The 13,285-nt window shown below is 64.6% G+C and carries 10 protein-coding genes and 1 pseudogene; 4 read left to right on the top strand and 7 right to left on the bottom strand.

Translation table 11 applies throughout. The annotated features are described in order from the left end of the window. Positions 1–222: 222 nt before the first annotated feature. From IEY26_RS01195 to IEY26_RS01180, 5 genes and pseudogenes are all read right to left on the bottom strand, one after another. Complete coding sequence (locus tag IEY26_RS01195) at positions 223–954, bottom strand: hypothetical protein (RefSeq protein WP_188975015.1); 732 nt, start codon at positions 952–954, stop codon at positions 223–225. A 105-nt stretch (positions 955–1,059) separates the two neighbouring features. Then, the gene (locus IEY26_RS01190; RefSeq protein ID WP_188975013.1) at positions 1,060–2,214 is read right to left on the bottom strand and encodes a PGF-pre-PGF domain-containing protein; all 1,155 of its coding nucleotides are present in this window, start codon (positions 2,212–2,214) and stop codon (positions 1,060–1,062) included. A 40-nt stretch (positions 2,215–2,254) separates the two neighbouring features. Beyond that, positions 2,255–7,903, bottom strand: a complete 5,649-nt coding sequence (locus IEY26_RS01185) for a beta strand repeat-containing protein (protein ID WP_229773881.1) — start codon at positions 7,901–7,903, stop codon at positions 2,255–2,257. Positions 7,904–8,392: 489 nt separating this feature from the next. Further along, positions 8,393–8,494: pseudogene (locus IEY26_RS17775) on the bottom strand (surface glycoprotein); the annotation flags it as partial. A 201-nt stretch (positions 8,495–8,695) separates the two neighbouring features. Beyond that, positions 8,696–9,034, bottom strand: coding sequence for a winged helix-turn-helix domain-containing protein (locus tag IEY26_RS01180; RefSeq protein ID WP_229773880.1), 339 nt, complete (start codon positions 9,032–9,034; stop codon positions 8,696–8,698). Between the two features lie 171 nt (positions 9,035–9,205). Here IEY26_RS01180 and IEY26_RS01175 point away from each other — a divergent pair, with 171 nt between their 5' ends. Further along, complete coding sequence (locus tag IEY26_RS01175; protein WP_188975009.1) at positions 9,206–9,763, top strand: NUDIX hydrolase; 558 nt, start codon at positions 9,206–9,208, stop codon at positions 9,761–9,763. Here IEY26_RS01175 and IEY26_RS01170 read toward each other — a convergent pair whose 3' ends face one another. Then, positions 9,764–11,131 carry a hemolysin family protein gene (locus IEY26_RS01170; protein ID WP_188975007.1) on the bottom strand — a complete coding sequence of 456 codons (1,368 nt, stop codon included), beginning with the start codon at positions 11,129–11,131 and terminating at the stop codon, positions 9,764–9,766. A 99-nt stretch (positions 11,132–11,230) separates the two neighbouring features. Between IEY26_RS01170 and IEY26_RS01165 the strand changes: the two genes are divergently transcribed. From IEY26_RS01165 to IEY26_RS01155, 3 genes are read left to right on the top strand one after another with little or no spacing between them, the layout of a single operon-like run. After that, positions 11,231–11,521: a glutaredoxin family protein gene (locus tag IEY26_RS01165; RefSeq protein ID WP_188975005.1), complete on the top strand. Its 291-nt coding sequence runs from the start codon at positions 11,231–11,233 to the stop codon at positions 11,519–11,521. After that, entirely contained in the window at positions 11,521–12,024 is a 504-nt protein-coding gene (locus IEY26_RS01160) for a redoxin domain-containing protein (RefSeq protein WP_188975003.1), read from the top strand. The genes IEY26_RS01165 and IEY26_RS01160 overlap by 1 nt, the downstream gene beginning before the upstream one ends. Continuing rightward, a complete protein-coding gene (locus IEY26_RS01155) occupies positions 12,025–12,621 on the top strand; it encodes an L-threonylcarbamoyladenylate synthase (RefSeq protein ID WP_188975001.1) in 597 nt (198 codons plus the stop codon). Positions 12,622–12,627: 6 nt separating this feature from the next. Here the strand turns inward: IEY26_RS01155 and IEY26_RS01150 are convergent, their stop codons facing one another. Continuing rightward, positions 12,628–13,278 (bottom strand): hypothetical protein, encoded by a 651-nt coding sequence (locus tag IEY26_RS01150; RefSeq protein ID WP_188974999.1) that lies wholly within the window; start codon positions 13,276–13,278, stop codon positions 12,628–12,630. Between the last annotated feature and the right edge of the window lie 7 nt (positions 13,279–13,285).

Below are 13,285 nucleotides of genomic sequence, written 5' to 3'. Positions count from 1 at the left end.
TCGTGAGCGTGCGCGAGTGACGGCAAGCGGGACGCAATGCGTCCCCTCGCTCAGGCGACTTTCGCGCATGCTTAAACACGTAGCAGCCGCTCTACGGGGTGTCTGCGTGAGCGAAGTCGCTCGTGGACGGATCCGGTCGTCGTTCTAGGAGATTTCGACGAAGACGTTTCAGGCGAACCACTCGGCGTCGAGGACTACGGCCGAGCTTCCAAGATGTCCGCGTTAGAGTTCGACGTCGTCGAGATCGGCGTGGAGGCTGGCGATTTCGTCGTTGAAGGCGTCGACGAAGTCGCGGAAGCCGGCGGCGTGGCGGCGGGTGTCGCTCACAGAGGGCGGACCGTATTGGGAGACGAGGTAGACGCCGCCTTCGCCGCCGACGCGGACGTAGGAGGCGCGGTCGACGTCGCGTTTGAGCTCCCAGCGCGTTCCATTGACGGTCGCGGCGTACGTCCCGTAGTCGTCGCTCTCGACGCGGTGGAGTTGCGCCGCCATCTCGTCGGCGGCTTCCTCGACGGGCGAGAGCAGGCGGTCGCGCTCCGCGACGACGGCCTCGGCGGACGCGATTTCGGGGACGTCATCAGGCACGTCGTCGAGGACGTGTTCGAGGGAGGCGACGTGTTCGTTGAACGCCGCGACGAGGTCCGGGTAGTGCTTCATCGCCGCCGCCACGCCTTCGGGCTCCGGGGGTTGTTGGGTCGAGACGACGTAGACGTCCCGCCCGGCGCGGCCCTCGAAGCGCAGGAACTCGAGCTCGCCCGCCTCGTACTTCACCGTCCACTCCCCGCCCTCGGTCTTGAACGACCGCCGGCCGTAATCCCCGCCCTGCAAGCGCGCGAGCTCGTACGCCATCTTCCCCGCGTGCTCACGCACCCACGCCACGACCTCGTCACGCCGCGCCGCCGCGTCTTCGGCCGACGCCACGGCCGGCACGTCGAGGTCCGGACTCTCAGTCATCGCTCCCTCTTCGCCGCGCACGGCCAAATCCTCGTCGTCTCGACGCCGAGCGCTACCGCTGGACGTCGTGAAAGAACGAGAAAAGATGGTTCGCGGGCGGTGCCGTTACTCGCGGCGGGTGTTGTAGAACAACCCGGCGATGATGATGACCACGATGGCCACGACGATGACGACAACCGGTGTGGACAGAGGGCTCGAACCGCCCGTGTCGCCGCCACCGGCCTGGTTCTGCGCGGCCGTCGTCGTAGTGGTCGACTGCGTCGACTGGGTCGTTCCCTGCGTCGTCGACGTCGTGGTCGTCACCGTGGACGTCGGCGTCGCCGTCGTACTCGTGGTGTCGCTCCCACCAGTACCAGCGCCGCCGCCACCGCCGCCTCCACCACCGCCACCGCCGCCGGCATTGCCGTCGTCGGTGGTCGTCGTGGTGTCGTTGCCGCCGCCGGTGTTCCCGTCGTCAGATCCGCCGGTGTCCTGCACTGCGAGCGCGAACGGCGAGAACGTCGACGACGCCGAGAGCGTCACCGAACTCGACGTCTCGCTCTCGACCGTCGTCTCCAGCCACTCCCACGAGCCGTCGTGGTAGTGGACGACCTGCACGGAGTCGGCGCTCAGCCCGAGCGAGTCGAGCTTCGCCTTCGAGACCGTGAACGTCACCGTCCCGGTCTTCCCCTGCAGGCTGTCGGAGACCTGAACGTCGAGGTACGCGACGACGTCCTGTGAGTTCGGCACGGCCGGCACGCCGCTCGGAAGCGAACGCAGCGCTTGGACTCCGACAGAACCGGACGACCCAGTGCCGAAGTCGAACGAGACGTCAGATACGTCTGAGTCATCGGGAAGCTTAACGGTCGACTTCCCGGAGTCGTCGATCGCTCCGCCACCGCCACCGACGACGTTGTCGGGGATAGTGGCCGTGAGGTCGACGTTCTCGGACTGGCCGGATGACCACGTGACTGTCCGCGAGGAGCTTCCCTCGTTCACGCGAATCGAGATCTCCTCGTTCGCGCTGTCGGACGGGTCAGCGACCTTCAGGTCGTAGTGGCCGTCGCTATTCGAAACGGTCGAAGCGACGACACTGCCGTCGTAGACCGCTTCAACAGTGACGCCGCCTGCTGCGTCACCAGACTGGTCCGTCACAGTGCCGTAGACGTCCAGCGGAGGCTGCGGCGGCCCGTCAGCGGCAGCAGCTGCAGGGGCACCCACGACGAACAGGACCATAAGTAACACCGCTGCCGTCGAAATCTTCGGTGCTTTCTCAATCATGCTTTTTACTTAAATATGGATAGTGAGTGTGGGTGCGAGTCTAGCGCGGGTACGTGGCGTAGCTACTGCCACCCCACGGTGTCTCGACGTAGACCTCGTCGTCTTGGACGAAGACCCAGTACGCTTGACCGGGCTCGACGTCCTCGCCAGACTTGACGTTGACGTAGGTGTAGTCGTTCGCACCGGGCTGCTGACCGAGTACGCGGTAGACGCTCTCGGCCGATCCGAAGGCGTTACCGGCGGACTGTGGGCCCTCCTGGTACGACCCGACCAGGTTCCAGCCCTCGTGGAGCTGCTGCTGGTTCGGCATCCGCGTGTCGGACACCGTGTTGTGGACGTTCACGTCGATGGTGTCGGAGGAGTTCATCACGAAGATGTACCCCTGACCGCCTTCGAGCGACGTGAAGCCCTGTAGCTCGGCGGCTTTACCCGGCGTGTAGGTCAGCCACTCACCGTCCTCGTACGTCCAGATCGCGTCGACGTTCGACGTGTCGACGGAGCTCAGGTTGAGGGAGCCCGTGGCCGCGGGAACGGACACGAAGTTCTTCCCGTCCTGAAGATCGAGTTCGGCGGTGCTGATACCGGCCGTCGTGTTCTCGAGACCGTTCTGCTCTTCATCACTGTACATCTCGACGAACGCGGTCGAGTCAACAGTGACGTTCGGCGCGTCACTGGTGTCGAGGTTCTGGTCCACGTGGACGAGGACACCAGACGGCCTCCAGTGGATGATGGAGACGTCTTCGTCAGAGACACCTTCGACAGTGACGCTCGACGAGGCGAAAGCAACCCGTTCGTCCTTAGTGGCGTCCGAAGGCAGAGCGGGCACGGTCGGCTCGTCGAACAGCACGCGGACAGCCGTGTCGCCGTCGCCGGCGTCCACGATGTCCGAATCAACGACCGAGGGTGCGCTGTGGTCGACACTCACGGCGGTCGACGGGAGCGCGTACCACTCGCTCGCGTCGTTCCCGGCGACGTCGGCCGCGCTGTCGACGGACACGTGGACGTCTCCGTCGCGAGGCGCGTCGTACGTCGCCTGGTATTTGTTCTCGGAGACTTCAGTGAAGTTCTCGATCGTCAGCGTCTTCGAGACGACGCTGTCTTCGTGGGCGAGCTGGTGGTCGTACCAGACGTCCACGGAGAGGGTCGAGAGTTCCTCTGAAGAGGTGACGTTGACCGTCACCGTGGAGCTCTCGTCGTCGACGGACGTCTCGAGGGAGACTTCCGGCGGCGTTCCGTCTTCGACGATCAGGCTCTGTTCCGCGACAGGCTTGTCGGCGGCGTCGACGAGCTGGTCTGCGCCGACACCGATGGTGTCGTTACCGAGGTCGGTCGCGGAGACGGTGTCGTCGAGCGTGACGACGAGCGTGTCGTGAGAGTCACCGTAGGCGACGCTCTCGATGCCCGTCGCGCCACCGTCGTTCTCGTCCGTGTAGGTGAGGTTCGCGGCGGACGGCGCGTCGCCGTCGTTCGCGGTCACGTTCTCGCTGAACGTGAGCGTCACCGTGTTCGAGCCGTTGATCGCGTTAACGCCCCAGAGCGACGGGGCAGCACCGTCTTCGATGGCGACCTTATCTCCCTGCGCATCGTTCTCGTACACGTCCGTGACCCCGGTCGCGGTGAGGTTCGCGGGCGTGGCGTCGAACGCTGCGTCGGGGAGCGGTTCGCTGAGTTCGACCGTGTAGGTCGTCGCGCTCTCGGACGAGTCGTAGACGTCCGAGACTTCGAGCGCCGTCTCTTCGTGGACGACGGAGAAGTCGTCGGCGGACGGCTGCGCGATAGTCTCGTTGAACTTGACAGTCAGGTACGACGATCCAGCGTTACCGGTGACGCTCGTCACCATCGGACCGTTCGTATCCTTCGTGACCGTATCGGTCTCTTCCTTCTGGTTGTCTGCCGCGTCAGAGACAGTGACCGTGACGTCGACGCTACCTTCAGCGAGGTCGCTGGCGTCGAGCGTGACCGTGCCACTGTCAGTGATCTCTGCCTGCTCCTCGACAGTGTCCGAACCGTCGGAGAGTTTGACGGTGACGGTCGCGGGCTCACCCACGTCGACACCGACGTTGTACGCGCTCGCGTTCGCGGCCGTAATCGGGCCGGCGGACGTGATGAGCGCCTCCGGATTCTCCGTGTCCTGGAGCGCGACGCTCTCGACGCCCGTACTGCGATCGATATCGGCGAGGCCAGGGCCAGTGTCCACGAAGGCACCGTCGAGAGAGCTCACGAGGTCGGCGTCCAGGTCGCTCGCTGCGACCGGCTCGTCGAGACGGAGCGTGACAGACTGGGTCGGACCAGACGCGTCCTCGTTCTCGACGCTCACGATCTTGGACGCGCCGTCACCGCTGACGTCCTCGTACGCGAAGTGGTCCCTCGTCATGTAGCCGTCGTAAGCCCACACGGCCTCGGAGAAGTGGACCGTGACCGTGTCGGAGCCGACTTCGGCTTCGACCGAACTGATCGCCGGTGCGTTGCGGTTGATACCGAACGTCTCGGAGTTCACCTCGCCGCTGGTCTGACCAGCGGCGTCCGTCGCGACGACGACGACGTTGTACTTCTCTTCGTCGTCCAGACTGCTCACGTCGAGCGTCTGAACGTATTCGGTCGGGCTCCGCGTGGCACCAGCGTCAGTGCCGATCGGGAGCGTGCCGGTCTGGCTCTCGACCTTGTTCTCGTTCGAGTCAAGGAGCGAGACCTGAACGCTGTAGGTCCCCGAGTTGGACGGGTTCACGAACGCGTTGTTCGAGGACGTGATCGAGATGTGGTCACCGTCGGAGACGGAGACCTTGTTCTCGAGCGTGATGACGAGACGCGTCGTCCCGTCGCCACTGACCTCACTGACCGAGACACCATCGTGAGTACCGATGTCAACGTTGGTGATGTCGTCCTTCCCGACGGACTGGATGTCGGTCTGCTGGTAGTTGAGCGCGATCTGCTTCACTTCGCCCCCGCTACCCTGAACGGTGTAGGAGACGTCGTGGTTCGTGCTCGCACCAGGCTCGTTGGAGTCCGCGGTGACGAGACTGCCGGCGTCTGCGACGTCGGCGGTCTCCTTGAGCGTGCTGTTCGTGTAGGTCGCGGCGACGCTACCGTTGCTCTCGTTGTAGACGAGGAACTCGACGTTCGACACGTCGGACGCGTCGTCGAGCTTGTAAGTGACGTTCACGTCACCGCCGGGGTTGAGACCCTCGTCGGAGACGGAGACGTCAGTGACGTCCGGCGCGTCGTTGTCGACAGTAACTACACCGGGCGCGCTTCCATGCGCGATGTTGTCCCCGGTGGAGTCAGTAACCTGTACGTCGACGGCATAGGAACCGCTATCGACGAAAGTGAGGTCGACGTAGAACGTCTTCTGCGTTCCGTCGTCCGTATACTTCGAGTCGTTGATGTCGTACGTCTTCTTCGTGCCAGCCTCACCGAGCGGCGTCAGAACGACGTCGACGCTATCGGGGTTAGCGTCGTTGTACGCGTACGAGATTTCGAGTTTGTCGTCGGACGTCAGGAGCGTGTCCTGCGCCGGCGACGTGACGTCGAGGCCGGACGCGGCCTGGCTGTCGACACTGAACGAGAGCGTCGACGTGTTACCGTAGCCGGACGCGTCCGCGGCCTCGACCGTGACGTCGACCTGACCGCTCAGGTCGAGTCCGGTCGTCGAGATGTCGATCTGCTCCGCTTTGCTATCGTAGCTCACAGCGTCCGCATCCGTGGCCTGTGCGCGGACGCGCGGAACGACCGTCCCGCTGTCGTCCTCGACCGTGACGTAGACGCTGTTCGCGTTGATGCCGTTCTCGTCACTGACGTCGACGGTAATCGGGTCAGGGACGGAGCTAACGAGCGTGTTCGCCTCGACGTTGTTGAGTTCGAACGTCGGACCGCTCGTATCGACGTACTGGTCGTCCGGGTCGAGTTCGACTTCCGATACGTCGTTGTCGTTCGCGTCGGTCGCGTTGACCTGCAGCTTCGCGTACTGTCCGTCAGGGACGGAGACGTTCGTCGCGTACGTGTAGGAGCCCTCGTCAGCGACGTTCGTGAAGTCGGAACTCCCGACGCGCGTGACGACGTCACCGGGCTTGTTGATGACGGCGACGTCGAAGCTGCTGAGCGCCTCGTTCGAGTCGAACGTGACGTTCAGGATGTCGCCGTCAGGGTTACTCAGAGCCGGACTGTCCAGCGTCGGTGCAACCTCGTCCGTCGCAGTGAGGTCCGCGCCGACGTTGTCGTTCCCGGCATCGTCCGTGAGACTCTCCGCCGAAACGGAGACGGACGGCGTCGCGTCAGCCGCGAGGCTGTCACCCTCAGAGAGGGTCAGCGTGACGACGTTCTCGTCGACAGCCACCTTACTCGGCGTCGTGCCGGTGTTGACGTCGAAGTCGCTCTCGTCGACTTCAGCCGGCTTGACAGTGTCGTTGAACGCGACGTCGATCGTGTTCGTCGCCGTGAGCGAGGCGTTCTGCGCCTGCACCGGCGAGACGTCGATCGTGAAGTCCTTCGAGTACGTGTCGGTGAGACCGAGACCGTCGTCGGAGTCCGTCGAACCGGACACCGAGAGGGTCGCGTTGACTTCACCGGACGCGTCAATGTCCGCGTCGCCCGTGTACGTTGTCCCACTCTCGCCGAACGTCCCGTTGTTCACGGGGACGCTCTGGCCGTCGACGGTGAGCGAGACCGTCCCGGCGTCGGACATCTCTTCACTGAACGTCACCGAGACAGCGGTGTTCGTTCCGTTCGCGCTCGTACCGAGCACCGCGGAGCCAGAGTCGACGGACGTTCCGCCGACCTTCGCGTTGTCGACAGTCGGGTTCTCGGCTTCTCCGCCGAGCGTGAGCGGCCGGTCGAACTGCACGTCCGGCGTGTCCGGGTCGAGGCTGATCTGGACGTTCGTGTTCTTGGAAGTCGGGTTGTCGACGTCCTTGTACTCGACGTGGATGCGCGCACCGGCGGGAATCGTGACCGAGCTAGACGTGCCGAGCGTGAGAATCGTCCCCTCCCCGGAGCCGTCAGTCTTATCCAGCCCGCTCGACGCCGAGTTGGAGTCGAGCAGGTTCATGTCGCTATCGTCCGAGAAGTCGTCGTCGTTGTTGGCGTCGACCTTCAGCGCGACGACGTCGGCCTTATCGACGTCGCTCACGTCGACGTCACCGGAGTAGACGAACTCGTAGTCCTGAATGTCCTTCTGGTTCTTGAGGACGATGTCGGTGGTGTGCGTGACACCGGTCGCGCCCGTCTTGGCGGGTTCGGACGTGATATCGGCGCTCTCGATGTCGCCGACAGTGACCGAGTCCGTCTGCTCGGACGCACCGTCATTGTCGTATTCGTCGACCGCCTTCGTTAGCGTCGCCGTATACTTACCCTCGTAACCATCGGTAGTGATGTTCTTCGTATACTCGTACGGAGCGGAGTCACCGTGTTTGACGAAGGATGAGACATCCTGACTAAACCCGGCGGGGCCAGTGACGGTGCCGGATTCCGTCGAAAGGGCCTCACTCGAGTCGAAACTCACTTCGAGCTCGTCGGTGTCGGTCTTCGCGACTGTGAAGCCCGATATTTCGGGCGCAGTTGCGTCGACGGTGAAGGTATCCGTCGAACCACTGCTTTGATGTCCCGCCTTGTCCTGAGCGGTGACGACGACGTCGTAGTTGCCGCTCGAGGCATCACTCGGGACATCGATCGAGGTGGACTGTGCCCCGATACCCACAGCAGGTGATTTGGAGTTTACGACGTTATCGTTCGAGTCCTGAATCTCGACGGATACAGAGCTGATCGCGCTTGAGCTGTTATCCGGCAAGTCCTTGACTAAGTAATCAACGTTGATACTGTCACCAGCACCTACCGTTGAACTGGATGTATAGTCTGCCGTGACTGTAGGTGCAGAGCTATCAACCGTGAAACTGCTTGTCACGGGTGAACTCGTAGATACGGTCGACCCCTCTGAGACATACACTGTCGCAGCGCCAGTAGCGGGGCCAGAGTTCCCGAATAGATTGATAAGGTCCAGTTGGGCGGTTATTTGCCCGTCAGAGTCGGTATCAGTAAAGGAAGCTGATCCGCTGACATCATTTGTGCTATCTTCTATCTTGAATGTGGCCTGATTACCGGCGCCCACATCCACGGTAGCCGTTACTGTTCCTCCAGGAGACACGTACTGGCTATTGCCAGCCACCTGAAGGTTACCAGCTGCTGCCACGGCTCCCCCGGAGAATGCCACGGTGGCTCCGAGGACGGAGCCGACCATGAGCACGGTGAGGAAGACCGCGCGCAGCTTATCTGCTGTATCGTTTCCTGTCATTGTTGGGAGTTGAGTGTTGTTTGATATGCGCTCGGCCACGTGCCGCTCGTGGGAGCAGCGGTTCGGGTAAAACCAACCCTACTGACCGAGAGCATATACCGACGGTATACAGCCATGGCGTGATAAAGCTAATCATTAGTCAATCGTCTGAACGAACGCCTCATACCCGTCTCAGAAGCCGTTAGCGGCCTCTTGAAGGAGTCAATCGTCTGAATTGTCGTCGGTAGCGGCGTCGACAAGGCAGAGAAAATCGACGTCGGGGTCGCCGTGTCGGTCGCGGTGTTCGACGGCGGCCTCGCCGCGGTCGTTGAGTTCGTAGAGGCCGCTGTTGGGGGCGGGGCCGACGTGGTCGAGGAGGTCCTGGCGTTTGAGTTCGCTGAGGCGGGTGTTGATGTAGGAGCGGTCGCGGTCGATGGCGGCGGCGACGTTGACGGCGTTGTTGCGGCCGTGTTCGTCGAGAAACGCGAGTATCTCGAAGTCCGTCGGCTCGACGAGCCGCAGGTGCGTGCGCGACGCGTCGTCGTCCTCGCCCCCAGTCACTAACGAATAGTATATACTGATAGTAGTTAGCTGTTGTGTGGGTCGTCGACGTCCGAACGCCGAGCCGACTGTCGACGACGTCGCGTGCGCGGGTGCCGAGCGGCGTGGGTGAAGACAACGAGCAGCCTCGTGAGCGGGCGTTTTTAGGCGGGGCGTCGCAAGGCTTCCACCATGACCGAAGACCTCGCGTGGGAGACGACCGACGCCCGCGTCGCCTACGAGTGCCCCGGCTTCGACGTCGTGAACGAGGACGTCACCCTCCCGGACGGGACGGAGACGGACTTCGATTACCTCGCCGACGACCCCGCCGTCGTCGTCCTCCCCTTTACTCCCGACGGCGACGTCGTCCTCGTGGAGGAGTGGCGGCAGGCCGTGAAGCACGTGAATCGCGGACTGCCCGCGGGCGGCATCGAGCCCGAGGACGAGACGTACCGCGCGGCCGCGCGCCGCGAACTCGAAGAGGAGACCGGCTACACCGCGGACGCCCTCGAACCCCTCGGGTCGTTCGAGCCCGCGAACGGCATCAGCGACGCCGAACACCACTACTTCGTCGCCGCCGGCTGCACGCCCGACGCCGACCAAGTCCTCGACTTCAACGAATCCATCCGCCCGACGACGATGGCCTACGACGCCCTGCTGGACGCAGTCGAAGAGAACGCGATCACGGACGGGCGAACCGCGCTCGGCGTCACGTACTTCGAGCTGTTCGGGTCGAGACCCGAGTGCTGACTACTCGTTCGACTCTCGCTCGTCGGCGTCGGCCGCTGCGTTCTCGTCGTTCTCGACGGGGTGTTTCGTGACGCGGGCTTTCCGGATGCGGGTGTTCTCGACCTGTTCGACGCGGAGTTCGACGTTCTCGTAGTCGAAGGTCTCGCCGGCGTCGACGAGGCGGCCCGCGCGGTTGAAGATGAAGCCCGCGATGGTCTCGAACTCCTCGCCCTCCGGGAGGTCGATTTCGAGCGCCTCGTTCACCTCGTCGATGTTCACCTCGCCGTTCACGAGGACGGAGTTGTCGTCGACGAAGGTGACGGGGCGTTCCTCTTCGCCTTCGAGGATTTCGCCGACGATCTCCTCGATGAGGTCCTCGGTGGTGAGGATGCCTTCGGTCGTGCCGAACTCGTCGATGACGACGACCATCTGGACGCGTTCGTCCTGCATCTCCTCTAAGAGCTCGTTGACGTTCTTCGACTCGGGGACGTGGAGGGTGGGTTGGACGAGCGCGGAGAGGTCGAGGGGGTCGCCTTCGCCGTAGCGGCGTTCGCGGACGAGGTCGCGGAGGCTGACCGTGCCGACGATGTTGTCGAGGTTGCCCTCATAAACAGGCAGGAGTTCGTGGCCGGATTCGACGCAGGCCTCGATGGCCTCCGGCACCGTGGTGTCGGTGTCGACGGCGTCGACGTCGAGGCGCGGCGTCATCACCTCCTTCGCGATGGTATTATTAAAACGGAAGATGCGTTGGAGCATCTCGCGTTCGTCTTCTTCGATGACGCCTTCGCGTTCGCCGGTGCGAATCATCTCCTGGATCTCGTCGCGGGAGACGTAGGAGGATTCGATGGCCGCGCCGCCGCCGGTGAGGCGGTTCACGACGCGGGTGAGGTGGTCGAAGAGGACGATGAGGGGGTAGAGGATTTTCTCGCTCGCCTGGAGGGGCCGGGCGATGCGGAGCGACCAGGATTCGGTGTTCTCGACGGCGTAGGATTTCGGCGCGCTCTCCCCGAAGAGGAGGACGAGCGCGGTGACGCCGAACGTCGAGACGAGGACGGCGACGCCGGCGTTCGTGAGGTACATCCCGACGAGCGCGGTCGCGATACTCGACATCGCGATGTTCACGAGGTTGTTCCCGACGAGAATCGTGATCAGGAGGCGGTGCGGGTCGGACTTCAGCTCCATCACTGTCGCCGCGCCCGGAACGCCCTCCTCGGCGAGCGATTCGACGCGGTGGCGCGCGAGCGAGAACAACGCGATCTCGGAGGAGGAGAAGAACGCCGACAGCCCCATGAGGACGATCATGACGGCGACCCCCATGGCGGCGATGACGTCGGTGGAGAGGGTGACGCCGAGCACAGTCTCGACGAGAACGGCGGCGGTATGGCCCATTACGATACGCGAAGTTCGCCCGCCCCCGGAATAAGGGTTTCTCCCCCGGTTTCGCCGGGGGCGAAGAGTTTAGGCGGGATTCGACCCAACCACGCGAGTATGAGCGCGAGGAACGCCCCGCCGCGGCCGGAGAGCAGTGACGCCCACATCACGCTCTACCGACTGCAGGCCTGCCCGTACTGTGAGCGCGTCGTGCGGAAACTCGACGAACTCGACCTCGACTACCACTCGCGGTTCATCGAGCCGCTCCACTCGGAGCGCAACGCCGTGAAGAAGGTCGTCGGCGCGCGCACCGTCCCCGCGATTATCGACGACGAGACGGGCGTCGCGATGGCGGAGTCCGCGAACATCGTCGACTACCTCGACGCCACCTACGGAGGTGACGCCTGATGCCCGATTTCGATGTCGTCGACCTCCCCGACATCGACCACGTCGAGGAAGGGGAGACGGCTCCGGACTTCACGCGCCCGCTCGTGAACGACGAGTACTGGGAGAACCGCTCGCTCGACGAGCTCACGAGCGAGGGCCGCGTCCTCCTCGTCTTCCACCCGATGGACGGCGCGTTCCCCACCACCTACATCTACCAGAACTTCGCGGAACGCGGGTTCGACGCGGACGTCGACATCGTCGGCGTCTCCGTCTCCAGCCCCTACGAGCACAAGACGCTCCTCGAAGAGCGCGAGGGCGTCGAGTTCCGCGCGTTCAGCGACCCGTCGAACGAGGTCGCCGAAGCGTACGGCATCGACCACGACCTCGACGGGATGGCGGGCGTCTCCGAGCCCCGCCCGGCGGTCTTCCTGCTCGACGAAGGCCGCGACGTCGAGTACGCGTGGGTGGCCGAGGAGTGGCCGTCGTTCCCGGACTACGACGCCGTCGAAGCCGCGATCCGATAGATGGCGACGATCGAGGACGCGGCCGCCGCCATCGAGCGCGGCGAGCTCGTCGTCTACCCGACGGAGACGGTGTACGGCCTCGGCGCGGACGCCCTCGACCCCGACGCGATCGAGCGTGCGTACGCGGCGAAAGGCCGCGACAGGGCGAAACCGATGAGTCTCGGCGTGCCCGACGTGGACGCCGCGCTCGACTACGTCCGCGTCGGCGAGCGCGAGGAGGCCTTCATGCGCGAGTTCCTTCCGGGTCCCGTCACGGTCGTCTGTGAGAAACGCGATATCGTCCCCGACAGCCTCGTCGGCGGGCGCGACCGCGTGGGTATCCGCGTTCCCGACCACGACCTCGCCCTCGACCTCCTCGAAGCCGCGGACACGCCCGTGACGGCGACGAGCGCGAACCGGAGCGGCCGGCCGAGCGTCCGCCACCCCGACGACCTCGACCCCGACTTCCGCGAGGACGTCGCTATCGTTCTCGACGGCGGCGAGACCGACGGCGTGGAGAGCACGGTCGTCGACGTCGCGGAGGGAGTGATTCACCGCGAGGGGGCGAACGCCGACGCCATCGTCGACTGGCTCGCGTCCGCGCGCGGCGACGAGTAGTCGGGGTCAGAGGAGCGAGCGGAGCGTTCTCGTTTGCACTCCGCAGGTGGCGCGGTACTCACAGGACGCGCACTTCGCGTCGTCGTGGAGGCGCGCGGGCGGGCCGTCGATTTTCTCGACCGTTCTGAGCGCGCGCCGATACGCCGCAGACCGCCGGCCCGTGACCGAGAGGCGTCGAATAGCGCCGTAGCGCGGATACTCCACGTACGCCGTGTCGATGCGTCGCTGTTCGCGCCAGGAGACGGCGTTCGCGGCGGCGACGGCGCGGACGGACTGCGTCTCCCAGACGCCGTCGTCCGGTGGTTCGCCGTGTGAGACGACCGAGACGGCGTTCGGCGTAATCTTCCCGACTCGACCGAGGCAGTCCTTCCCGCGGACGAGGACGTGGGATTCGTCGGGGTCGGCGAGCGCGTCGAAGTCGTCGAGGCGGTCGGCGGCCGCGTCGAGGCGCTCGCGAGCGACCGCTGGTGCGACGGCGAGCGCGGCCGCGTACGGGCCGGGGTCGGCGCTCCGGAGCGCGTCGTAGTTCGCGGCGAGCGAGCGCGCCTGCGCCGCGACCGGCGGTTCGGACCGCGAGTCCTCGCGGCGGCGGTAGTAGAGCTTCCGCGGGCAGTACGCGGCGAGCGCGAGGTCGCTGAAGGCGACGAGGTCGGACACGCCGCGA

The sequence above is a fragment of the Halocalculus aciditolerans genome (assembly GCF_014647475.1).
Taxonomy (GTDB): domain Archaea; phylum Halobacteriota; class Halobacteria; order Halobacteriales; family Halobacteriaceae; genus Halocalculus; species Halocalculus aciditolerans.
Note: the sequence above shows the minus strand (reverse complement) of the source record. Positions and strands in the feature narration are given on the sequence as shown.

Bases quoted from the DNA above. Each gene is read 5' to 3' on its own strand.
- IEY26_RS01155 (WP_188975001.1), top strand. From the start codon at position 12,025: ATGGCGACGATCGAGGACGCGGCCGCCGCCATCGAGCGCGGCGAGCTC.
- IEY26_RS01170 (WP_188975007.1), bottom strand. From the start codon at position 11,131: ATGGGCCATACCGCCGCCGTTCTCGTCGAGACTGTGCTCGGCGTCACC.
- IEY26_RS01195 (WP_188975015.1), bottom strand. From the start codon at position 954: ATGACTGAGAGTCCGGACCTCGACGTGCCGGCCGTGGCGTCGGCCGAA.
- IEY26_RS01190 (WP_188975013.1), bottom strand. From the start codon at position 2,214: ATGATTGAGAAAGCACCGAAGATTTCGACGGCAGCGGTGTTACTTATG.
- IEY26_RS01160 (WP_188975003.1), top strand. From the start codon at position 11,521: ATGCCCGATTTCGATGTCGTCGACCTCCCCGACATCGACCACGTCGAG.
- IEY26_RS01175 (WP_188975009.1), top strand. From the start codon at position 9,206: ATGACCGAAGACCTCGCGTGGGAGACGACCGACGCCCGCGTCGCCTAC.
- IEY26_RS01165 (WP_188975005.1), top strand. From the start codon at position 11,231: ATGAGCGCGAGGAACGCCCCGCCGCGGCCGGAGAGCAGTGACGCCCAC.